The organism is Secundilactobacillus mixtipabuli (assembly GCF_002217925.1).
Lineage (GTDB): Bacteria > Bacillota > Bacilli > Lactobacillales > Lactobacillaceae > Secundilactobacillus > Secundilactobacillus mixtipabuli.
On sequence record NZ_BCMF01000002.1, the window covers coordinates 1 to 22,747 of the forward strand.

The 22,747-nt window shown below is 42.0% G+C and carries 24 protein-coding genes; 3 read left to right on the top strand and 21 right to left on the bottom strand.

Annotation, left to right across the window (positions count from 1 at the left end):
* Positions 1–574: 574 nt before the first annotated feature.
* From IWT5_RS01380 to IWT5_RS01395, 4 genes are all read right to left on the bottom strand, one after another.
* Positions 575–1,075, bottom strand: coding sequence for a dUTP diphosphatase (locus IWT5_RS01380; RefSeq protein ID WP_089108173.1), 501 nt, complete (start codon positions 1,073–1,075; stop codon positions 575–577).
* 10 nt (positions 1,076–1,085) lie between these two features.
* Positions 1,086–2,018: a hypothetical protein gene (locus tag IWT5_RS01385; protein WP_089108174.1), complete on the bottom strand. Its 933-nt coding sequence runs from the start codon at positions 2,016–2,018 to the stop codon at positions 1,086–1,088.
* On the bottom strand, positions 2,011–2,898 hold the full coding sequence (locus IWT5_RS01390) for an exonuclease SbcC (RefSeq protein WP_089108175.1): 888 nt from the start codon (positions 2,896–2,898) through the stop codon (positions 2,011–2,013). Before IWT5_RS01390 ends, IWT5_RS01385 begins: the two co-directional genes overlap by 8 nt.
* A gap of 211 nt (positions 2,899–3,109) precedes the next feature.
* Positions 3,110–4,282 carry a M20 metallopeptidase family protein gene (locus tag IWT5_RS01395; RefSeq protein WP_225360180.1) on the bottom strand — a complete coding sequence of 391 codons (1,173 nt, stop codon included), beginning with the start codon at positions 4,280–4,282 and terminating at the stop codon, positions 3,110–3,112.
* 271 nt (positions 4,283–4,553) lie between these two features.
* Between IWT5_RS01395 and IWT5_RS01400 the strand changes: the two genes are divergently transcribed.
* Entirely contained in the window at positions 4,554–5,804 is a 1,251-nt protein-coding gene (locus tag IWT5_RS01400; RefSeq protein WP_089108176.1) for a M20/M25/M40 family metallo-hydrolase, read from the top strand.
* 100 nt (positions 5,805–5,904) lie between these two features.
* On the opposite strand, the gene glnA is transcribed toward IWT5_RS01400, so the two are convergent.
* From glnA to miaA, 3 genes are all read right to left on the bottom strand, one after another.
* Positions 5,905–7,245, bottom strand: coding sequence for a type I glutamate--ammonia ligase (glnA, locus tag IWT5_RS01405; RefSeq protein ID WP_089108177.1), 1,341 nt, complete (start codon positions 7,243–7,245; stop codon positions 5,905–5,907).
* Positions 7,246–7,294: 49 nt separating this feature from the next.
* A complete protein-coding gene (locus IWT5_RS01410) occupies positions 7,295–7,678 on the bottom strand; it encodes a MerR family transcriptional regulator (RefSeq protein ID WP_089108178.1) in 384 nt (127 codons plus the stop codon).
* A gap of 79 nt (positions 7,679–7,757) precedes the next feature.
* Positions 7,758–8,678 carry a tRNA (adenosine(37)-N6)-dimethylallyltransferase MiaA gene (gene miaA, locus IWT5_RS01415; RefSeq protein WP_089108179.1) on the bottom strand — a complete coding sequence of 307 codons (921 nt, stop codon included), beginning with the start codon at positions 8,676–8,678 and terminating at the stop codon, positions 7,758–7,760.
* Positions 8,679–8,783: 105 nt separating this feature from the next.
* Here miaA and IWT5_RS01420 point away from each other — a divergent pair, with 105 nt between their 5' ends.
* Positions 8,784–8,957: a DUF3042 family protein gene (locus IWT5_RS01420; protein ID WP_089108180.1), complete on the top strand. Its 174-nt coding sequence runs from the start codon at positions 8,784–8,786 to the stop codon at positions 8,955–8,957.
* Positions 8,958–9,058: 101 nt separating this feature from the next.
* On the opposite strand, the gene IWT5_RS01425 is transcribed toward IWT5_RS01420, so the two are convergent.
* The 11 genes from IWT5_RS01425 to IWT5_RS01475 form a co-directional block, all read right to left on the bottom strand.
* Complete coding sequence (locus IWT5_RS01425) at positions 9,059–9,913, bottom strand: transporter substrate-binding domain-containing protein (RefSeq protein ID WP_089108181.1); 855 nt, start codon at positions 9,911–9,913, stop codon at positions 9,059–9,061.
* A gap of 107 nt (positions 9,914–10,020) precedes the next feature.
* Positions 10,021–10,761 carry an amino acid ABC transporter ATP-binding protein gene (locus tag IWT5_RS01430; RefSeq protein ID WP_089108182.1) on the bottom strand — a complete coding sequence of 247 codons (741 nt, stop codon included), beginning with the start codon at positions 10,759–10,761 and terminating at the stop codon, positions 10,021–10,023.
* Entirely contained in the window at positions 10,754–11,443 is a 690-nt protein-coding gene (locus tag IWT5_RS01435; protein WP_089108183.1) for an amino acid ABC transporter permease, read from the bottom strand. Before IWT5_RS01435 ends, IWT5_RS01430 begins: the two co-directional genes overlap by 8 nt.
* Positions 11,424–12,086, bottom strand: a complete 663-nt coding sequence (locus IWT5_RS01440; protein WP_089108184.1) for an amino acid ABC transporter permease — start codon at positions 12,084–12,086, stop codon at positions 11,424–11,426. Before IWT5_RS01440 ends, IWT5_RS01435 begins: the two co-directional genes overlap by 20 nt.
* A 626-nt stretch (positions 12,087–12,712) precedes the next feature.
* The gene (locus IWT5_RS01445) at positions 12,713–13,120 is read right to left on the bottom strand and encodes a rhodanese-like domain-containing protein (RefSeq protein ID WP_089108185.1); all 408 of its coding nucleotides are present in this window, start codon (positions 13,118–13,120) and stop codon (positions 12,713–12,715) included.
* Positions 13,121–13,142: 22 nt separating this feature from the next.
* Entirely contained in the window at positions 13,143–14,117 is a 975-nt protein-coding gene (locus IWT5_RS01450; RefSeq protein WP_089108186.1) for an ROK family glucokinase, read from the bottom strand.
* 19 nt (positions 14,118–14,136) lie between these two features.
* Entirely contained in the window at positions 14,137–14,346 is a 210-nt protein-coding gene (locus tag IWT5_RS01455; protein ID WP_089108187.1) for a YqgQ family protein, read from the bottom strand.
* Between the two features lie 41 nt (positions 14,347–14,387).
* On the bottom strand, positions 14,388–15,062 hold the full coding sequence (locus IWT5_RS01460; RefSeq protein ID WP_089108188.1) for a rhomboid family intramembrane serine protease: 675 nt from the start codon (positions 15,060–15,062) through the stop codon (positions 14,388–14,390).
* Between the two features lie 11 nt (positions 15,063–15,073).
* Positions 15,074–15,622: a 5-formyltetrahydrofolate cyclo-ligase gene (locus IWT5_RS01465; RefSeq protein ID WP_159459261.1), complete on the bottom strand. Its 549-nt coding sequence runs from the start codon at positions 15,620–15,622 to the stop codon at positions 15,074–15,076.
* A 56-nt stretch (positions 15,623–15,678) separates the two neighbouring features.
* Positions 15,679–15,828, bottom strand: a complete 150-nt coding sequence (rpmG, locus tag IWT5_RS01470) for a 50S ribosomal protein L33 (RefSeq protein ID WP_082593127.1) — start codon at positions 15,826–15,828, stop codon at positions 15,679–15,681.
* A gap of 170 nt (positions 15,829–15,998) precedes the next feature.
* Positions 15,999–18,020, bottom strand: a complete 2,022-nt coding sequence (locus IWT5_RS01475; protein ID WP_089108415.1) for a peptidoglycan D,D-transpeptidase FtsI family protein — start codon at positions 18,018–18,020, stop codon at positions 15,999–16,001.
* 249 nt (positions 18,021–18,269) lie between these two features.
* Between IWT5_RS01475 and IWT5_RS01480 the strand changes: the two genes are divergently transcribed.
* Entirely contained in the window at positions 18,270–20,903 is a 2,634-nt protein-coding gene (locus tag IWT5_RS01480) for a YfhO family protein (RefSeq protein WP_225360182.1), read from the top strand.
* A 93-nt stretch (positions 20,904–20,996) separates the two neighbouring features.
* On the opposite strand, the gene IWT5_RS01485 is transcribed toward IWT5_RS01480, so the two are convergent.
* The 3 genes from IWT5_RS01485 to udk all read right to left on the bottom strand — a co-directional run bounded on the left by IWT5_RS01485 (position 20,997) and on the right by udk (position 22,734).
* Positions 20,997–21,302 carry a HesB/YadR/YfhF family protein gene (locus IWT5_RS01485; protein ID WP_089108190.1) on the bottom strand — a complete coding sequence of 102 codons (306 nt, stop codon included), beginning with the start codon at positions 21,300–21,302 and terminating at the stop codon, positions 20,997–20,999.
* A gap of 198 nt (positions 21,303–21,500) precedes the next feature.
* Entirely contained in the window at positions 21,501–21,983 is a 483-nt protein-coding gene (greA, locus tag IWT5_RS01490) for a transcription elongation factor GreA (protein ID WP_089108191.1), read from the bottom strand.
* 91 nt (positions 21,984–22,074) lie between these two features.
* Positions 22,075–22,734, bottom strand: coding sequence for a uridine kinase (gene udk / locus IWT5_RS01495; protein WP_089108192.1), 660 nt, complete (start codon positions 22,732–22,734; stop codon positions 22,075–22,077).
* Positions 22,735–22,747: the final 13 nt, after the last annotated feature.

Genomic DNA, 22,747 nt, shown 5'->3' on the forward strand with positions numbered 1-22,747 from the left:
GTGGTTGATTTTAATGAATGGGCGGGAATGCCCGTTTTTTATTAAATAGTAGTGTAACAAAAAATCTGTTATCAGTAATAGATAAAATCTATTACCAACAACAGATATTGTAGAACCTTTTTTTCGTTCTATTTTAGCAATAGATCTCATAGATGATCGTTTATTTTTTTACTGATTAAATTACTATAATAACAATATATTGTATCATACAATTAATATTTTAAAGGCCATCTGCTATCCCCATCCAACTACCTGTACACCCAAACTTTTTGAACAAAAATGCTTGCAAATTCAATGTCACAAAACCATAATGTAGATGTAACGTAATTGAAATCTTATTTTATGGGGGGATTGCGATGATTTTCATCTCATTTATTATCGGCTTGTTCGTATTTGCAAGCGCATGGGAAATGTATCTCAGCGCAAGCCGTCAGCGTGCGCAGTCAAAGCACCTGCTTACCACACCGAAGCGCGCTTACGTGCAATTATTTTTCAAATTACTTCACATCTAGTTACTCGTTTTTGGACCAATAAAAGGAGCTACTCATCAAACTAAATTGATGGGTAGCTCTTTTTATGACTCACCTTGATTTAAATAAGCCGTTTGAATCTGATCATCCGTTAAACCTAAATCAACAAAACCCAATTTCAAAATCAAATGCCATGCATGTTGAAAGGCCATTTGCTGACGGTCAAAGTACGATTGATCGATGAAATGCAAAATTGACAAATACTGCTGGCTCAAACTTTTTGCTGGCCGTTTGTTTTTCAAGTTATCCAAATCACTCGGCTTCATCACGATTAAGTGAGACCAAGTCTGCTTAGCAGCAACCTGAAAAGCATGATCAAGAACGCCAATATAGGCCTTTAGCAGTTCCTCAGATCTGGCCGCTGGTTTGGCTTCGCCTAATTTGAACCAGCCCATTAAATCTGCTAACTGTGCCAGTGACACGTTCAGGCCGACGTAAGCAATTCGCAGCCCTTCTTCAGGTCTCACTGCTACTTGATGTTCATAATTAAACTGATTTCGCTTTTGGATCGACGTTTGTAATAAGTTTGCTAAGTCTAATGTCACTATGTCACCCCTAGAAGACTAAACTATCCGACCGGATTTGTAAGTCATCAATATTTTCCAGATACCACTTGCGCAGAAATGGATATTCCAGCAGAACCTTAAACCAGGAAACCGCCTGATCATGATCTGAAACATAGAGTCCCCAGGCTGCACCACCTGTCGCATTGTGACTGGCAATTTTGAGCTTTAAATCAGGTGCTAATTCCAAAACAGCACCATCCTGATCGTGCTCCAGCATATAATTCTCTTCAGCTGCGGTGACGAATAATTTATCAACGATCTCACCAGATAAGTTGCTCGTTTGAAAAGCGTAAAATTCATTGTTGTTTGTATCTAGCAAGTTGAAGTCGACATCGAAACCAAAGTCAGTTTTGAGAGCCTGCCCAAATGTAATCAGCAAATCAGTTGCTTTGAGTAATTGTTCTTTTTCTATTTTATCAACGTAGGTTTCAATAAATAATTTGGTAATGGCACTGCTATTAAATCGCATCGTACGACGTTGAAGATTCAAATAAAAGAGAATTTCTCCAGTTACACGATCCTGATAGTAGACACCACCAGTCGTATCATTTGCTGAAATAAACGCGAAGACACCAAGGTCATCCAACGCCGTAATTTGCTGTGTGAGATGCTGATTATCTTCATGGGATTCCAGCGTAATGGCCTCACCCTCATCATGTAATTCCAGTAACCGGCTCATAAAGATGAGGTAGTAATCCGTATTATTATACTGATGTGGGAAAGTTACGTAGTCGCTATCGAGTTCAAATACAGATAATTCTTGCGCGGCATCCACCAATTCTTTGGGATCCTTGGTGTTAATCAGCTGATCCATTAATGCCGTGAATTGCTGACCCGTTTTCAATCCTTCTTTAACTGCATTATTATAAGATAATAATCTGCCACTAGTACTCAGTGTCGATGGATCATTCTCATTAATCATCAGCGTTCACCTGCCCTTTACCGATCAAACTTGTCAGGTAATCCGTGTAAAGACTTTGGTTATGAGATTCAAAGTGTGAAAAGTCCTCAAATTTTTGTTGAATGCTTTGTTTCTCATAAGTCAAAATGGTATCTTCTTTTGACAGACTCAAAATCTTTTCGTCATTTGCTTTGATCTTCTTATTTGCATTAATTGCTTCCTCGTCGTCATCAGCTAACTTAGACAGCTGATCAACGATTCCCTGACGTTCTTCCTTAACTTTTCCAGAATCCCAAGGCAACGTGCTCTTTTGACTCACTTCTTTAAGCTGCTCACGAAGCGTTTCTTTTTCATGATCACGTTCGTCCTGACCATCGATCAACTTCTGTAATTCGGCACTATTGCTAGAAATTTCAGCAATATTCTCCGTGTTATAACGTTGATTAAGGGCATCCAGTTCGAAAGCCCGCTTCAGCTTGGCATACTCGGTTTCATCAAATTCAAAAGCCACGTTTAAAACGTCCAGCTTACCGAACTTACGCCGATCCCACCAGTTACCAAAGTAAATATCAAACTCACCATTTTGAACTTCGTCGTAGTAGAAAAATGGATACGTCTTTCCAAGATAGTCAATTAAGTTCTCACTTAGATAGTGGCTCAACTGTTCGTGGTCATCCGCCACTAAATCAGCTAGATTTTGTGTCTTGGTTGTAGAACGAGATTTTTTAACTTCGCGATCATAACGTGGTTTATCGATCAGTTCGTAAATTTGACGATCGTCATGATTCTGAAGTGCAGATTGTAAGGTCTGCAGATAGTTGATTTTTTGTGAAATAGACGAGTCAAGTTGAGCTTGACCCGGTGTTACTTCTTGATTTAGTTCTTCTTCATTATTCGGCATACGCTTATCCCTCGATTGTTATTTCTCACTGTGCATACTTTCATCTTAAATGAAAATTTATGATTAATAAAGCGGTTTTATTGAAAAATTGAGATTTAACGGTAAACTTTTCCTTTAGCAAAGGGGGAAAAAAACATTCAACGCAAAAAATAGCTGTTTATTAGCGCCAACACAGATTGTTGGGTTAATAAACAACTATTAATAACGCGAACTATAATTGATCACCATCAGCCGCACGTGCTAACAGCGCCAGGGCAACCTGTTCGTGTAGCTTAGCAGCGTATTTCAGCGCTTCTGGATTGGCAATAAAATCGGAATGATGTAAATTTGACTGACCATGACTGCCCATAAAAACATAGCAACCAGGAACCTGCTCCTCAAAGCTTGCAAAATCATCATCAGCATTAGTTAATTCGGGATCAATAACCGTCATGAACTGCTTTGCTTGGCGGGCAACCAACTTTGTCACGATTGGTTCATTGTTAACCGGTGACGGACCCTGATCCCACTCAATCGTAGCCGTTTGACCATAGGCCTGAGCAGTATGGGCGACCACCTCATTAAACCGCTGTTTGGCCAATGTTCGGCTCTCTTTAGAAAATGCCCGAATGGTCCCTCTAAAACAACAATTATCTGGGATAACATTATTAGCATGTCCGCCAGCAATTTGGCCAACCGTCACAACGACGCGATCAGCTGGATCAATATTGCGACTCACGATGGTTTGCAGATTTAAGACAATTGCTGAGGTGGCAACCAATGGGTCACGACCGGTGTGCGGCATGGCGGCATGCGAACCTGCGCCATTAATGGTGACCTGGAAATTATCATTTGACGCCATCAATTTACCTACCTTCACGCCAACCTGACCAACGGGGATCTGTGGCATATTGTGCATCCCAAAAATCGCAGCTACGCCATTTAAAACCCCCGCCTTTATCATGGCTTTGGCACCGGTATGCCGTTCTTCACCGGGTTCAAATAGCAGGCGAATCGTTCCAGGCAATTGATCTCGTTTGGCCTGCAATAACCTAGCTGCACCCAACAAGGCTGCCGTGTGAAAATCGTGACCGCAAGCATGGTCAACACCCTCAACTGTCGATTTGTAAGACAGCTTGGTTTCCTCTGATAAGGGTAACGCGTCAATATCGGCGCGTAATGCGATAATGGGGCCATCCGCCTTACCCGTTATTTCAGCGACTACACCGGTCTTCAACCCGTATTCTTTAATTGGAATGTTTAGGGCCGTCAATTCCCGTTTAATTTGTTCACTTGTCCACTGTTCATTGTTGGACAATTCAGGATGCTGATGCAGCGTGATAAAAATTCGCTGCATCGCTTCTTCAACGGCTGGTTCTAATTGTAACTGTGCGACCAAAGTCATCACCCTTTCTCATGCCCGATTAAATATTGATGTGAAACGAATTAAACCAATTATTGATGTTTTATTGAATAGTGCTGAATAAACACTATAATAGTTGGTAATAATTATTTTTTAATCTTGTTCTCATATTCTAATTGTTTTCATTTAATTGTCAACATTGTCTTCGTTGACAGCCATGCTTGATGAGCCCATACTCGGACCAAATTTGAACATTATTTCTTCAGTTTACCTAGAAACTTTTAAATCATTTAAGTGAAAGCTCGTGAAAAATATGGATCAAACAGCACACCGAGAGTTAGTATCGCAATTAATTAAATTAGACACTGTTGGCGGCCATGAAGAATCATTGGCCCGTTTTTTAAAAGCATATTTGAACAACTATCAAATTGATAGCCAGCTGATTGAAGTCGAACCTGACCGCTATAATTTAGTTGCGGAAATTGGGGACCCCCGTAAACCCGTTTTAGCTCTGGAAGGTCACCAGGATGTTGTGGCACTTGGTGACGTTTCTAAATGGCAGCATCAACCGCTGGGCGCCGAAATTGAAGGGACCCGGATGTACGGTCGTGGCACCAGCGATATGAAAGCTGGCCTGGCTGCTGAAATCATTGCAATGGTTGAATTGGCACATACAGATTATTTTCAAGGACATGTCCGCCTATTAGCGACCATTGGTGAAGAATCCAGCGAAGTTAACCACATGCAAGGCGCACAGTATTTTGCCCAACACGGCTATGTTAACAACGTTGCCGGTGTCATAGTCGCCGAACCAAGCGGCGTTCCAAATAACTGGTTACAGCAGGAACCGCCCACTAATCCGTTCCTGTTTTCAGAATCTCAAATCAAACAATTGCTAGCTAATAATCAAACAACTGAACAATTTGTCTTGGATTATGCACACAAAGGTTCCATTACCTATTCAATTGTTTCAAATGGGAAAACCGCCCATAGCTCAACACCAGAATTGGGTATTGATGCGATTGCGCCACTAATCAAGATGTACCAGCAACAAGCAACTTACTTTAACCACTTATCAGCAATCAACCCCGTATTAGGTAAATGTATTGCCGTCGTCACCAAATTCAGTGGTGGTGACCAGTTAAATTCCGTTCCCGCTCACGCCGAAATGTTCGTTAAGGTGCGAACCATTCCTGAAATTTCAAATGATGTGATTATTGCACACCTCAAAACGATGATTGGAAACCTAAACAATGCTGGTCAAGCCCAGCTGACCTTCAATTTATTAGGCAACAAATACCCTGTCCAAAGCAACCCTGACAACAAACTTATTTCGCTACTCCATCAAATTGGCGAAGAAGAACTCCATGAACAACTACCAGTCGGTGGCTCAAGCGCGGGTACGGACGCTTCAGAATTAATCCGGGCTAACCCCAATATGACAGTAGCGGTATTTGGTCCTGGCAACATGACTGCTCACCAAATCGACGAATACGTGGATCTAACCAATTTCGAACATTTTATTACGATTTACAAACGCGTGATTCAAGCGTATTTCAAGTAAGTTATTATCACTACCTTCACAATAAAAGAGTCTGCCTACTAATGTACACGACATTGGTAGGCAGACTCTTTGTTATTTGGATTTATCCTAAAAGGTCAATTTAGTAAAGTTCAAGGTATTGATCGCGTTCCCACTTTGAAACCTGAGTACGATAAGCATCGTATTCCAAATTCTTAGCTTCAATGAAGCTAGCGTACAAATGCGGACCCATGGCCTTGCGCATGACATCGTCAGCTGACAAGTCCTTAAGTGCGTTATGCAACGTATCAGGCAAGTTAGTGATGTGGCTTTCAGTACGTTCCTTATCATCCATCCGATAAATGTTACGATCAACACTCTTTTCGGGTACGATCTTGTTCTTCAAACCGTCTAACCCTGCCTCCAATACAGCAGCGATTGCTAAGTATGGGTTAGCAGTAGGATCAACGCTCCGAAGTTCAAGACGGGTTGACAAGCCACGTGAGCTTGGTACTCGAATCAAAGGTGAACGGTTAGAACCTGACCAAGCAACGTAAACCGGTGCTTCATAGCCTGGTACTAAACGCTTGTACGAGTTAACGGTTGGGTTGCAAATTGCAGTGAAGCTGCGTGCATGCTTCAACAAGCCGCCCAAGAAGTAGTAAGCATCCTGAGATAATTGAAGCTCACCCTTTTCATCGTAAAAGGCATTGCCCTTTTCGTGGAAAAGCGACATGTTCAAATGCATCCCAGAGCCGTTAATCCCAGCTAAAGGCTTTGGCATGAAGGTTGCGTATAAGCCAAACTTGCGGGCAACGGTTTTAACAACCAGTTTAAAGGTTTGGATGTTATCAGCGGCGTGTAAAGCATCAGCATACTTGAAATCAATTTCGTGTTGACCTGGTGCCACTTCATGGTGAGCTGCTTCGACATCAAAGCCCATGTCTTCAAGCGTTAACACAATTTCACGACGGCAGTTTTCACCGAGATCCATTGGTGCCATATCGAAGTATGACCCTTGATCGTTTAAGTCCATGGTTGGCTTACCATTATCATCCATCTTAAATAGGAAGAATTCTGGTTCTGGTCCAATATTAAAATCAGTAAAACCAGCTTTACGCATGTCGTCTAACACGCGAATCAAGTTGTTTCGAGGGTCGCCTTCAAATGGCTTCTTATCTGGCGTGTAAACTTCACAGATAACCCGCGCGATTTTACCACGATCACTACTCCAAGGAAAAATCATCCAAGTTGATAAGTCAGGGTACAAGTACATATCGCTTTCTTCAATGCGAACAAAACCATCGATTGAAGAACCATCAAACATTAACTTGTTATCAAGTAACTTTTCTAATTGGGAAATGGGTACTTCAACATTTTTAATTGTCCCAAACAAATCAGTGAACATTAACCGTAAAAATTGAACATCTTCGTCTTTGGCCATTTGACGAATATCGTCTTTGGTGTAATCGTGTTTTGGCATAAAATCGCTCCTTGATTGATAGATTGTGTTAACAGTCAGCAATTGTCATTTATTTCAGAGGTCGTTGTGAATGCAAGGGAGAACCAGAATTAGGTTCTAGACCGCTGATATTCAGAAATTCATCGTGTAAAATCCGACGCACATCATTATCAGTCAACGATTCATTTTGTAAATCTTCAGCTCGTTTCTTCTGCTGGGCATAGATTGCCTTGATACCTGCCATATTGATGCCCTCATTCAAATAATCCTTAATTTCGAGCAACTTATCAATATCGTTCAAAGAATACATCCGCCGATTTCCGTCCGTTCGCTGCGGAATCACTAATTGCTGTTCCTCATAATAACGAATTTGCCGGGCAGTCAAATCGGTTAACTTCATAACTGTACCAATTGGTAAAACTGACTTGGATCGCTGTAATTCTTTTTCTGCCATTGCACTCACCTCCCTCTAATATGATTAATCATACCACTATTCGTTTGCCTGTCAACACTTCATGTTATGTTTTATTACATCATTTTTCTAACCATTCAGAAACCGCTATGCCAATGTCGTTTTTCACACTAAAATCAGCAATAATATCATACCAATGTACCGGTAATTGGTGCCTAAACCAGGTCAATTGCCGCTTGGCGTAATGCCTGGTATCCTGTTTGATTTTTTCCACAGCAGTATTTTTAGAAATTTGGCCTTTAAAGAATGGAAACAGTTCTCGATAACCAATTCCTTTTCCAGACTGCCATTGATCACCACCAGCTTCATATAACCGACGAGCCTCGTCTACCAAACCCATCGATAACATTTGATCTACCCGTTGGTTGATGCGTTCGTAGACTTTTCCCCGATCAGTGTTGAGCCCGACAACAAAGGCATCATACCTTGGTTTAAGGGTGATTTGCTGTTGAGAAAATAAGGTTCCGGTCCGCTCATAGACCTCCAGAGCACGAACCACACGTCGTTCATTAGCTACCGGTATTTTTTGTGCAGCAGCCGGATCAATTGCATTCAGCTGGTTCCAGAGTGCTTGCTGTCCGTGGAACAAAGCATACTCATGCCACTTATTTCTGACCCGCTCAGACTGCTCAAAGTGGTCGCCGCCTAAATTCATATCATATAATAGTGCCTTGAGGTAAAAACCGGTACCCCCGACAATCATTGGTAACCCACGTTCGGAAATTTGATCGATCAACTGGCGGCTTTCTTTAACAAAGTCAGCTACTGAATAGCGCTCATCAATATTTCGAATATCAATAAGGTAATGGGGAATATTCTCCCGCTCTGCTGGCATGATTTTCGCGGTGCCGATATCTAAGCTACGATAAACTTGCATTGAATCGCCCGAAATAATTTCACCGTGGAATTTTTTTGCTAATTCCAACGATAAGGCGGTTTTACCGACCGCTGTTGGTCCAATAATGGCCAATACTTTTTTCAAACTGATCACTCCACTATAATTTTGTTAATTACTGGAAATTTAGCCATAAAACCTGCATAATATAGGTAACAAATCATATTTTAACCTGTTAAGGGGGCTTTAACAATGAAGCATTTTATCAAGGGATTCTTATTTGGTACTGTGGCCACCATTGGTGCAGTTGCCGGCGCCGCTTTATCTTTCAAGAAAAAAGTTGTTGAACCAATTGAAGATGAAGAAGAACGCTTCGAAGAAAACCGTAAGCGGGCTGCTCGTAAAAGCCGTTCAGCTCACCACTAAGCCGTTCATTAATCAAATTTTTATAACCAAAACAAAGTTCCCCCATGATTGGACGCTCGTTTAATCATGAGGGAACTTTTATTTTGTACTTCAGTTAGCCGTTACTTAATAATAATATCTCCAGGTTTAACTTCTTTACCGAAAAATGGTTTCAATTGAGAATTGTAGTCTTTTTCAAAGAAACCTTGACCATTTAACGATTTAATTTCTTTGTTGGTCCAGTTTAAAAGTGACTGATTACCTTTTTTGACGGCTGGCGCAATGTATTGCTTAGGGCCAATAGACTTGATGCCAACTGTGAACGTCGGCTGATTCTTAACCCAGGCATAGAGGTATGAATTATCATCAGCTAAAGCCACCCCACGATTATTCTTCAACGCATTAAATTGCTGTGTTTTTGAGTCGAACTTCAGTAATTTAACGTTTGGTTGCTTAGAGGTAAAGTAATTTTCTGCGGTAGTCCCCTTCGTGACAATGAGGTTTTTACCCTGCAGCTGGCTAACATTGGTAATTGGGTTCGTTTTTGGCGAAACAACCCCAACGGATACTTTCATATAAGGTGAAGCAAAATCAACGACTTGTTTCCGTTCAGGTGTCACCGTAAAGTTAGCTAAAACCAGATCCACCTTATTAGAATTTAATGCATCCACCCGGTTATTGGCATTAACCTGAATGAATTTGGGTTTTACTTTCAAATCTTTAGCAATCTGCCGAGCTAAGGTCAAATCATAACCCACTCGCTGACCCTGTTTATTGACCCAGCCATATGGCGGCAAGTCGCCAAAAACCGCAATCCGGATCGTGCCGCGTTTCTTAATTTGCTGAACGGTGCTTGTCCTGTTACTTGACGACGTACTTGACTGGCTGCTCTTACTGCCGCAAGCACTTAGAACCAACGTTAAACTGGCAGCAATCCCTAAAAACAACATCAGTTTCTTTAAGCTGTATTTCTTCATGTAGATGTCCTCCTAAAACAAAAAGTATTGGTTTTATAAAGTCTGGTTGATCAGTTAATGGTGGGTGATAATTGTTGACCGCAATTTGTGCGATGGCCCTCATTCGTTTAAAAGTCCATACTCTCCAAAAATTCTTTTGCGCGATCAGTTTGCGGATTAACGAAGAATTTCGTGCCGTCGGTCTGCTCCAAGATATGGCCATCTTCCAAAAATAACACCCGATCAGCAATTTGTTGAGCAAAATTCATTTCGTGCGTGACTACGATCATCGTCATGTTGGAATCCTGCGCAAGTTTTGAAATAATGTTGAGCACTCCTCGGACCATTTCTGGATCAAGTGATGCCGTTACTTCATCGAATAACATCAATTCTGGATTTAGCGCCAACGCCCGTACAATAGCAATGCGTTGTTTTTGACCACCTGATAATTGGCGGGGATACACGTTTTCATATTCTCGAAGGCCAACTTGGTCTAGCAACTTTTCGGCAGTAGCTTTCGCCGCCTCCCGAGATTGATGCTGCACTTTAACCGGGCCAAGTAAAATGTTGTCTAACACGGTCAAGTTCGGAAAGAGATCGTAACTCTGAAAAACCATCCCAATCTGTTGACGGAGTTTCTGCCAGTTTTTTTCAGTTGGAACAACTGGTTTACCGTTAAAAATCACATTGCCTTTTTGATAGGGTTCTAGACCGTTCAGGCAACGAATGAGCGTACTCTTTCCTGACCCCGAAGGTCCCAGCAATGCCACAACTTCACCTTCATCAATTGAAAAATTAATATCATGAAGAATATGATTTTCTCGATAGGATTTCTCCAAATGTTCAACCTTCAAAATTTGCTTAGCCATTTGCCCGCTCCAATCTCTTCTTGTCCATCCGCTTTGCCCACCAGGATAATGGATAATCGATCACAAAATACATGATGAAAATAATCCCATAAACCCAGAACACACCGGTTGGATATTTTTGATTATTGGCTTCAACTACCTGTTGGCCAACGTTGATCACATCCATGACGCTGATCAGCATCAATAGCGACGTCGTTTTGATCACCCGAGTGACTAAATTGATCGTCGCTGGCAGCTCTAATGAAACTGCTTGCGGAATCAGCACGTACCGATAAAGTTGCCAACGATTGAGTCCAATTGCTAAACCCGATTCACGTTGATGTTTCGGTACGGATATCAAGGCGCCACGAACGATATCACTCATTTCAGCCGCCGTCCATAACGCAAATACCAGTGTTGCCACTTCGTTAGCTGGCATATTAACACCTAGCTGGCGAGGTAAAATGTAGTAAAACAAAAACAGTAGGACAACAGTTGGCACAATTCGGAAAAATTCTAGATATAACCGTAGCAGCAACCGTAATAAGCGATTGGGAAACGTCCGCAAAACACCTAACACAATTCCTAAAATGAGCCCCAACACTAGTGCCACAGCTGCAATTTCAATCGTTGTCCCAAGCCCGCCGAATAGCCGAACGAGGTTTCGCCCTTCGAATAAAACATTAATTCCCGAATGTGCCATAGCGAACCCTCTTTTCTAAAATAGTCAGTATGATTGACAACGGAATCAAAATAATCGCATAACCGATCACTAGCATCAGCAGATATTCATTAGAACGATAGTACATCCCAATCAAATCCAAAGCAGTATTAGTCAACTCCGGAATTGCGATAACAGTAAAGATGGACGTTTCCTTAATCAAGAAAATCATGTTTGCCGCCAATGCAGGAACACTCAGAGTAAACCCCTGAGGAAACACAACGTAACGCGCTAATTGCAGCCTTGACAGGCCAATCGCTTTACCCGTTTCAACCTGGGTTTTACTGACGCCGTCGAAGCCCCCGTTAAATCCCTCGGCCATATAACTGCCACCCAGGAAAATCAGGCCAACGATTCCGCACAACTCCGCGTTTAACTTAAATCCAAAAACTGGGAAAGCGTAATATAAAAAGAATAACTGGACTAGCAACGGCGTATTCCTGGAAATTTCAATATAGATTGACGCTAACCTACTCAATACGGGGATTTGAAAATACTGTAACAGGCTACAGATCAGCCCGACAATAATTGAACCAATAATACCAACGAATGATAGCCAAAGCGTCAGTCCAAATCCCTTCTCAAAAAGTGGTAACCCTTGCTGGATAACTTGCCAGCTGCTCATGTAAATGTGCCCCCTTGTGTTCATCAGTCTTATCCTAAATAAATCTGTCTTGGGTAAATAAAAAGTCCCTATCAGTCTATTGCTAAACTGATAGGGACGATTGAATTCGCTATTCCACCCTGTACATCTTTTCTAACGGCTCGTTTTCAAGCCTGGGACGATAACGTGTCCTGACGATCTACGATTAAGCAGATAGGTACTTAGCAAGCGCACTTCGTTGGCTCGTTAGGATCCCTTCTCATCGACTGGGACTTGCTGTACCTAACAGGATCAATTACTCTTCTTGCTTATAACCTCTAGGATAAGATTAAAATATAATTAAAATCAGGCTTAGGGTATCTCAATCACCCGAAACAAATTACCTTAAGCCGGGTTCGAATTGAGTTAAGCCTTCAACAGAACCTATACTACCACAACATTTAAAAATGGCAAAGGGTTTGCTTACTAAAGTTTAGGGAAATTTCAATCTGAGAAAACAATTAGTATCCGATCGCGTACCACCTAAAAATGACTTAAGCACTGTAAACAACAGTGGTTAAGTCATTTTTATGAATGGTTCATTTTACCAAATTATTGCCAATAAAAATTAACACTTATTTTGATAAAAGGATTTATCAGTCAAATGGTTATGACTTTTTGGTTTTACCATCCCAACGTGCATAGCCGGTTTTCAGAATATAAATATCCTGATAGCCATGTTTCTTAAGTAAAACGGCTGCACGAGAGCTCATTGCTTTACCCTGATCATAAAGGTAAACGGGCAGGTCTTTACGAATCCCAGTGTAATAGGCTCGCATGGTTGAGTAGGGAATATTTCTAGAGCCCAGAATATGACCAGCGTCAAATTCCTTTTTTTCTCTGACATCAATAACCTGTGCTTTGCGCATACCTTCTTTAAAGGTTTCTTCATCAATCAAAGTTGCTGCCTGATTGCGTTGATAAACACCGTAAAGATGCCAAATCAAATAAGCGACCAGTAAAACCACCATGATGATGGTATAAAGTGTCGATGTTGTCATTGCTGCAATTGCCATGTATCTCGTCCTTCCAAACTAATTATGCGCCAGTATTACCAAATCGAAGTGCTAATGATGATGCACCGATTGCACCTGCATCATTACCAAGCTGAGCAAGTTTGATCCGCGTTGAATCACGCACAGCTGGGAATGTGTTTTCTTGGAAGTAACGTGTAGTTGGTTGTAACAAAGTGTTACCAGCTGCTGAAACGCCACCACCAATAATGATGTTTGCTGGGTTCAAAATATTAGCACAGTTTGCTAATGCTAAACCAAGATAAAATGAAACGCGGTCAACGATGCGACTTGCTAAAATATCGCCGTTGTCAGCCAAATAAACCACCATCTTGGAAGTGACTTCTTCGTTGTTATCGAAGAGTTCTTTCAATCGTGATTTACCGGTAAATTCAGCAGCCATATCCTTAGCAACATGGACAATCCCAGTTGCTGACGAGTACTGTTCAAGACAGCCGCGTTTGCCACAAGTACATAGGTAACCATTAGGCTGAACAGTAATGTGACCGATTTCACCAGCGCCACCATTGACACCATGGAGTAATTGGCCACCAGCGATAACACCGCCACCAACACCAGTACCCAAAGTGACAAAAATCACGTCAGAGTCCTTTTCACCAGCACCCTTCCAGAATTCACCAAGGGCTGCCACGTTAGCGTCGTTTTCCAAAACGAGTTGTAAACCAACGCCTTCTTGAATTTGGTCACGAACACGTTGTGTTGTTTTCCAGTTTAAATTGAAGGCACCAATGACGGTACCGTTTTCAATATCAACAGCGCCTGGAGTACCCATCCCGATACCCATGAACTGATCTTTAGTATAACCGGAATCGGTCATTGTTTTCTTCAGTGAAGTGATAATGTTTGGCACAATGTGCTTCCCGTTTTCACTCACATCAGTAGGGATGCTCCATTTTTGCATAATCTCGCCGTCTTGAGAGACGAACGCAATTTTAGTGGTTGTCCCACCTAAATCAATACCAATCAAACTCTTTGCCATGAACTTGTTTCCTCCAGACTTATTTCGTGTTCTCATGTGCTTCTTCGAGACGGTGCTCGTGCGTTAAAACTAATTTGGCGTGGGCAAATGTTTTATGGTCGATCACGTTAGCATCATGCAGATGATCTAACTCCAGTGCCATAACTTCAATATCCCATAATCGCTTACCGACGTAAACATATATACCAAACTGTTTTAGCAGCTGTTGTACATCATAGAGCGTTTTCATTTCGTCATCCTCCGAAATTCCACACGATTACTTTTTCTATTTTACAACGTTATGCCATAATAGTATAGCCCAATAATGATAAGAATGGTAACGATTACAGCTAATATTCTTTTAATTTGACTAATCTGTCCCAATTTTGGTACACCAACGATGTATCCGGTCAAAAAACCAACGACTAAACCGCCAATATGACCTTGAATATCGGTACCAACACTAAATAGACCAAAAACCAGGTTAAGCACAATAAACAATAGAAAAGTTTTTGTCATTTGACGAATATAAGGGTTCTCCCAGAAGGATTCCCCCAACATCAGAAAAGCGCCAAAGAGGCCAAAAATTGCGGTACTGGCACCCGCAGAAATCGCGTTTGGATTAAACGCAAAGCTAGCCAGATTACCGCCGATCCCTGACAACAAGAAAATGGTCAGGTAACGCCAGTGACCGAAAATAGCTTCAATTTGGATTCCAATAAAATAGAGTGTCACCATGTTAAATAAAATATGCTCGAATCCCATGTGCAGGAAAATGGGGGTAATCAAGCGCCACCATTGTCCTGCAAGAATCAGGGGATTATATTTGGCACCAAAATTTACGAGTACTTGAGCATTTTGACTGCCACCGGCTAAGGTCATCGCACCATACACGATAAACATCACAATGATCAATCCGATTGTGATATATGGGCCAGTTAACCAGCGCTTAAGTTGCTGCTGCATTCTTTGCCCCCTTAGTGGCTTGTAATAACGTGTTGGACAAGAATATCTGTATCAATGACTTTCCAAGTTGGTTCCTTAAACATTTGCGCTTCAAACGCCAACGTCACTGTCCGTCCTTGGTAATCAGCCAAAAAGCGATCGTAATACCCACCGCCAAAGCCGAGTCGGACACCTTTCTTAGTGAACCCAAGACCTGGAACAATCACCAAGTCGATTTGATCTTTTGTCACTGCAATACCGTTCTCTGGTTCCAAGATGCCAAATTCCGATTCCTTAAGAACCGTCTCTGGGGTCAATGGAATAAACTGCATACTGCGATCTGCATTATACGTTCGGGGAACGACAATCTGTTTTCGAGCTCTTTTAGCGGCATCAATGATTGGCTGTGTGTCCAACTCAAAGCCAGTTGATAACGTCACAGCTACCGTTTGACTTCGGTTCCACTCTTGTGACTCAAATAACCGTTCGTACAACGTCGTAGCTTGAAAATGCCGAATATCTGCCGGCATGGAAATCAAGGCTGAAATAATCTGTTCCCGGACTGCTTTTTTTGTTGCCATCATGTCGTTCCTCCTGTGATTTAAATAAAAAAGGCGCAGGCTCATCGCCTATGCCTTTATTTTGTTTCTTTGTGTAACGTCACCTTGTGTTGACGTGGGCAATACTTCTTAAGCTCTACCCGGTCAGGATTGTTACGACGGTTTTTACTTGATAAGTAGTTTTGTTCGTGACATTCGGTACATTCCAATGTAATGTGTACGCGCATGGCTTGTGACCTCCCTACGTTTTTATGATTTGGTAAATAGCCTTAACTCGTAGTATTTTATCATTTATTCAAACTAATTACCAGTCTAAATGTTAGATTTGTTAAGTAAATTTACTTTACAGCTAATATTCAACTGAAGTAGTTCAGCTAACGCATAGAAAACCAGTTAGTTACTGAACAACGTGAGTACTTGCGCTATTCGTACTTGATTTCAGTGTTGAAGTGGATTGAACCGTATCCCAATAGGCTTGATAGATTGACTTAGCCAGTTTCATGTTGTTATCTTCAGCATTGTAGTCCAAGTTAGGCATTGCTAAAGCAACCACCACTTGAGGGTGTGTTGAAGGCGCATAAGAAGCCAAACTTAAAGTAACGGTTTCAGTACCCTTATAAAAAGTTTGTGCAGTCCCAGTCTTAGCAGAGATTTCTGGTTTGATGGTGTCAAGCTCGCCACCAGTCTTCCAAGTATTGGTCCCATGAACAACATCGTAGAGGCCTTCAGTCACTAGCTTTCGCTGTGCAGGGGTCATATCAATATAATTAAGGACTTTCGGTGTAACCGTGGCTTTCACCGTGCCTAGGCCACCATTCTTGTTGGTGCCACGAATGGACGACAGAATGTGTGGCTGAATCCGATAACCGCCGTTAGCAATCGTTGACATGTACTGAGCGACTTGAATCGTCGTGTAGGCATCATAGTTCCCAAATGCTTCATCCAAGGCGTTACCTAAATGTTTTTTAGTCGTTGCACCTTGAAGCCCGGTGGTTTCACCAGGAAGATCAATACCCGTTTTAACGCCCAAACCAAATTGGTTAAAGTAACCACGCATAATATTGAAGATATTTGGATTCATCGTTAAAGCAGCACCTTCAGAATACTTAAAGCCAGCTTCTTTCATGGCGAGTTGCATCATGTATGAGTTAGAGGAAACTTCCAGCGCTGTAGACGCATTGACGGCCATGTTTTGACCACCGTTTTTGTTAAACCAAGAAGCTTTCTTAGTTCCGCCAACAGTGATCGGCATATCAGTCAGTGTATTATTGGATGGCGTAATCACCCCATCCATCAGTGCACCTGAAACCATGGCACCTTTTACAACTGACCCCATCGTGATGGAGTTATTAATGGCACCTAAAGCGTTATTTGTAATCTTTTGGTTACTTGGATTACGATCAACCCCGGCCATCCCAATGATGGCACCATTATTAGGATTCATCACAACCGCGTATGTCCCAGTTGAAACACCACCGGCACCGCCTTCAGCTTGACGAACTAAGGATTGCAATTTCTTTTGGAAGCCGGCATTGATGGTCAATTGCAGGTTATCACCCTTTTGACCACCGTAACGCTTCACTTCTTTCATGATCTTAGTCCCAGAAACTTCAACGTCCGTTTGTGATTTACTGCCTCGCAGCACGGGTTCATACTGCTCTTCAAGGTAACTTTGACCGACAGAATCATTGCGGGAATAACCCTGTGCCAGATACTGATTGACCTTATTGTCAGGCAAACCAATTTTCTCCGAAGAAACCGTTCCTAAGATACTCTTTAATGAGCTGCCGTATGGATAGTCACGCGTCCAACTCGTGCCGACTTTAACACCCGGCATTTCACCTAAGTGCTCACCAACTTCTGCTAATTCTCGGCTAGTGACACCCGTTTCCTTAATATAAGTCGTAGATAGTGAATAAGCACCACTCATTCTAGCGTAGATCATGGCATTATTCTTCTGCTGATGACTTAATTTAAACTCAGAAGGATGGGCATACAGGTATTGCAATTCCTTATCATAGGCGTCCGATTGGGCAACGTTGTTGATGCCCGGAATATTCGCCTTGACTTGTTTTGCCCTAGCCGCGGAAGCTAAGAAGTAATCGGCACGGTTACGGCGCGTTAACGAACCCGTTGGAACAGTCAGGTATTCACCCAACCGATTAGCCGTCCGGTACATATCCGGTGCCATTACGTTGACACCTTTCGTATAGCTGATAGCTTGATGGGTTTTGTTTCCAACCAAGACTCGGCCAGTAGAATCAAAAATCATGCCCCGTTGAACGTTGTTCGTTTCAACGGTACTATCAGTCCGGCTGACCTCGGCTTTAAGTTGCGTGCCATGAAGAATTTGTAAATATGCTAATTGTGCAATTAACGCCGCAAATAAAAGCCCCACAATAATGAACAAAAAATTCATTCTGAACGGAATTTGAGCCGTCGTTGAGGTCTTATTGCGAGACGTTTGGTGTTGAGTAACTCGACTAAAGAAATTTTTCACTGTCTTAAACGCTCCTTATCTAACTTCATTATTCTACCAGAATTTTAGTAATGAAACCATTAACACTGAACGGTTTTAACACTTTTTATGAACTTTTATGCTATGCTAAATATTTAGAATTAGACTCATCGTTCACTGCTGATTGATGAGTTCTCGGAGGTATTATTTTTGAAATCATTCATTCACCGGATTCGTCAACATGAAAAAATGTCACTGCTGATCTTAAGCTTTATCATCCCCGCTACTGTCATGGCAGCTTATTTTTGTTATCGAGGAATGGGACCCTTCGGCAGTTCGACTTTATTGACAGTTGATCTTGGGCAGCAGTACGTCGACTTCTTTGCCTACTTTCGGCACACTTTGCTGAGTCATCCCAGTGGCTTGTTCTACACGTTTCAAAAAGCTTTGGGCGGGGAAATGTTTGGTGTTTGGACTTACTACTTAATGAGCCCGTTTAACTTACTCTTGCTGCTCTTCCCTGACCGTGCGTTGCCAAGCGCCATTTTTTGGATCACGATTTTTAAGTATGGCGCTGCTGGTCTGAGTTTTGCCTGGTTATTAATGAAGACTAGAGTTCAAAATCATTTACCAGTCTTAGCATTTTCAACCAGCTACGCTTTAATGGGCTGGATGGTTGCCAATCAGCTTAACCTGATGTGGCTGGATGCCGTTATCATTTTGCCACTAATCATCTGGGGGATCATCCAGCTAGTTGATACGGGCAAAATGAGAACCTATGTTGGTTGGCTCGCAGCCTTGCTCATCATTAACTATTACATGGCCTACATGGTTTGTTTATTTGCCGGTTTGTTCTTCCTCTGGTACTGGCTGTCACAAACTCATTCAGGTCAAAGAATTTGGGCCACCCTGTACCGCTTTGTCGGCGGATCACTGCTAGCCGCTGGCCTTGCGGCGGTTACGTTGCTGCCAACCTGGTATTCGCTGGGCATCAGTAAAAATCAGTATACGCAAACAGATTGGTCCGCCAAGTTAGAGTACTTTCCACCGAAAATGCTGGCGAAATTTTTCATTGGTTCTTTCAATTTTAACCAGATGCCCAAGGGAACGCCCAATTTGTTTATTGGCAGCATCATGGTTTTGGGTGCCCTCTTTTACTTTTTACAACAAAATCATTCCCGTCGTAATAAGTGGTTAACCTTCCTGATTACCGCGTTTTTAGCCCTATCATTATGTTTCGAACCACTGGATTTATTGTGGCATGGCATGCAGTTTCCAATTTGGTATCCTTATCGGTTTTCATTTGTTGTGAGCTTTTGGCTAATCTGGCTTGCTGCTAACGCGCTTCAACCGGAATTTACTCCCACGTTAAAACAGCTTGTCATACCCGTTTTAATTTGTTTATCAACTGTCATCTATGTTTGGGTTAATGTCTCGCACTTTTCGTTTTTGAGCCAGAACCAGGTTTTAATCGGCAGTCTACTACTGATCGCGGCGTTCTGTTTGATTGCTTTACCGAATAAACAGCCGTGGTTTTATCAGGTGGCTTTTGTTTTATTTGCCGTGATTGAAATGTCAAGTAGCGCAGCCACCAGCCTAAATCGCATCAGTTACGTCACCAAACCCGAATTTCAAAATTATCAGCAGGTCCTATCAACACAAACAGCCAACGTGACCGATCATGATCACAGCTGGTACCGGATGACACCCACTTTTATGCGAACCAAAAACGATCCCTTATCAGGTCAATATAATGGTGGCTCGGTTTTTTCTTCCACTTTGGAAAAAGACATGCCAACCTTCATGGGTAATCTGGGTGAACCAGATGGGGACGGGTTTGTGACTTATACCAATGGCACCTTGCTGACCGATTCATTACTGAATATGAAGTATATCATTGATCGGCAAAGTAAATCCGGTACCATTCCCGCCAATATCGTTAACCCAGTTTCCACCCGTACTGACCTCCTTGATTACCAGAAAATTCGCAAAGATGGCCTGATCTCAACTTATCAAAATCCGTATGCGTTACCACTGGGATTTCTTTCCAGCAGCCACATTTTAAGCTTAGATAACCCTACGAAAGATCCCACACAATACCAGGCGAACCTGTGGGCTAGTTTAACCGGCAACCCTAAGGACACGCACCTATACAGTGCCCAAAACTTTGATCACGTCATTTTTCAAAATGTTAAACAGCAAACGAAATTGACTGGCGCTATTCTCCAAAAGGCAAATCTGTTTAAACCAGGCGAAATCACCTTTAATTTCACGCCTAAAACAGACAATGCCTACTACCTGACTTTAGGGTCAAATCTGAATGACGATAACGTCACAATTAAACTCAATAATCACCCGCTGGCGCAATATCCAACTTACCGGAACACAATCGTTGTCAATATTGCCGATCATCAAAAGAATAAACCCGTCAAACTGCAGCTTACTTTAAAGAAAAGTACCCTGTGGCTGCAAAACTTCACCCTTTATCAATTTAATAACCAGCAATTCTTAACCGGCCAGAAGAAGCTGGCCGCTCACCCATTAAAAGTAACGCAGCACAATCAAAGCAGTTTAGCCGGCACAGTTAGCGTTCAATCCAAAAAAGCAACGCTAATGACCACGATCCCATACAGTAAAGGCTGGCACGTGACAGTGGATGGCCACACAGTTAAACCCGTTAAAGTAGCGGGAATTTTTACGGCTGTGAAATTGCAACGAGGCCAGCACATCGTTCACTTTACCTATTGGCCACCGATGTTAAACGTGGGTATCATCATTACCTTAATCAGTTTAGTTATTTGTGCGTTCGTCAGTTATAAAAAGCGCAGGTCCCGTTTGTTTTAAATTTAAATCAAGATAGCCGAGTGATTGCAAAAATGTAATCACTCGGCTATTTTACTTTAACTTTCATACTGAAAATAAGTTTGAAACTAACGCTTATAGTTCACTATTCTCAACGTAGTTATACTTAGGCCCGTCCTGGCTTGGATCATAATCAACGATCAAGTCATAGCCCTTGAAGAACCAGCGGTCATCTTCGGGCACATAGTAGTTAACCCCATCCTTCTTAGTAATCGCATAGGGATTCTCAGGATGATCATCTGGTGTCATTGCAAGTGAGAAGCCTTCATGAACGGGGGTATTCCCATAAACCTTACCGTAGAACCTTAATCCTCGACCATCTGACAAACCCATTTCACTATGAAACCATTCACTCGCTTGATCGGTAATAATTATTTTCATAACGACGTGTCTCCTTCGTTTGCAAAAAATGTTTGCGCTTTCATTTACCTCATTTATACCCTAGAATTCACAAAAGTGCAAGCTTTCGGCTTTTAGCAGTGGCATCATCTTCACTCAAAATGGCCATAAACCGAACAAAAGGACCACTCTTATACAGAGTGATCCTTTTGATTAATCTGGTAAATGTTTGTGAAATCCCTAAGCCGTTTCAACGCTCAGAATTTTAACTTTCATATCGCCAGCTGGAATGGCAATCGTCACTTCTTCATTAACTTTGTGTCCTAATAAAGCTTGTGCAATTGGCGAATCGTTAGAGATCTTGCCTGCCATTGGATCCGCTTCGGCCGCACCAACAATGGTGTAAGCCTCTGGTTCTTCATCAGGCAATTCCTTAAAAGTCACTTTCTTGCCAACAGACACTTCATCTTTATCTGTATTATTGCTGTCGACAACGTCAGCATATTGCAACATGTGCTCAATCGTCGAAATTCGGCTTTCAAGCATACTTTGCTCGTCCTTGGCAGACTCGTATTCAGAGTTTTCTGAAAGATCCCCAAAACTACGAGCGATCTGAATGCGATTAATCACTTCTGGACGTTTGTTCATCTTTAAATCGTCTAATTCTTTTTCCAACTTGACCTTACCATCGGCGGTCATTGGATACGTTTTTTGTTCAGCCAAAATAGCACCTCATTACATTTTTTTGTTTTCCGTCGCTTACAATATCATGTGAAAGCCATTCATGCAAGCGCTAAGTCATCATTCGTAAATTCTATGACTGTTTAGGACGGCCATTTTTCTTTTGGTTCAAGATTGAGCGAATTTTTGTCGTTAACAGATCAATAGCGACTTGGTTCTCGCCACCTTCTGGCACGATCAGATCAGCATAACGCTTAGTCGGTTCAACAAATTGATGGTACATCGGTTTAACCGTGGTCAGATACTGTTTGATGATTCCGTCCAAATCACGTTGACGTTCTTTGATGTCCCGTTCAATTCGACGAATGATTCGAATATCGTCATCCGTATCCACAAAGACTTTGATATCCATCAAATCACGCAGCCGTTCATCGTCAAGAATCAAAATGCCTTCGAGAATAATGACATCTTTAGGTTCCTGATGAATCGTCTGGTCGCTTCGCGTATACTGTGTGTAATCATAGACTGGCTTTTCGATGGCGTGGTTATCACGCAACTGTTTGATGTGCTTGATCAGCAAATCGGTATCAAATGCCAACGGATGATCATAGTTGACAGCCTTACGTTCGGCCATTGTCATATTGGCTTGATCATTATAGTAAGCATCCTGCTGCAAAATCATGATTGATTCGTTTTGCAATTGGTCGTAAATTGCGCGGCTAACAGTGGTCTTCCCACTGCTAGAACCACCGGTAACACCGATGATTACTGGTCTTGACTGTTGTACTGGCATGAGTTAGTTGATC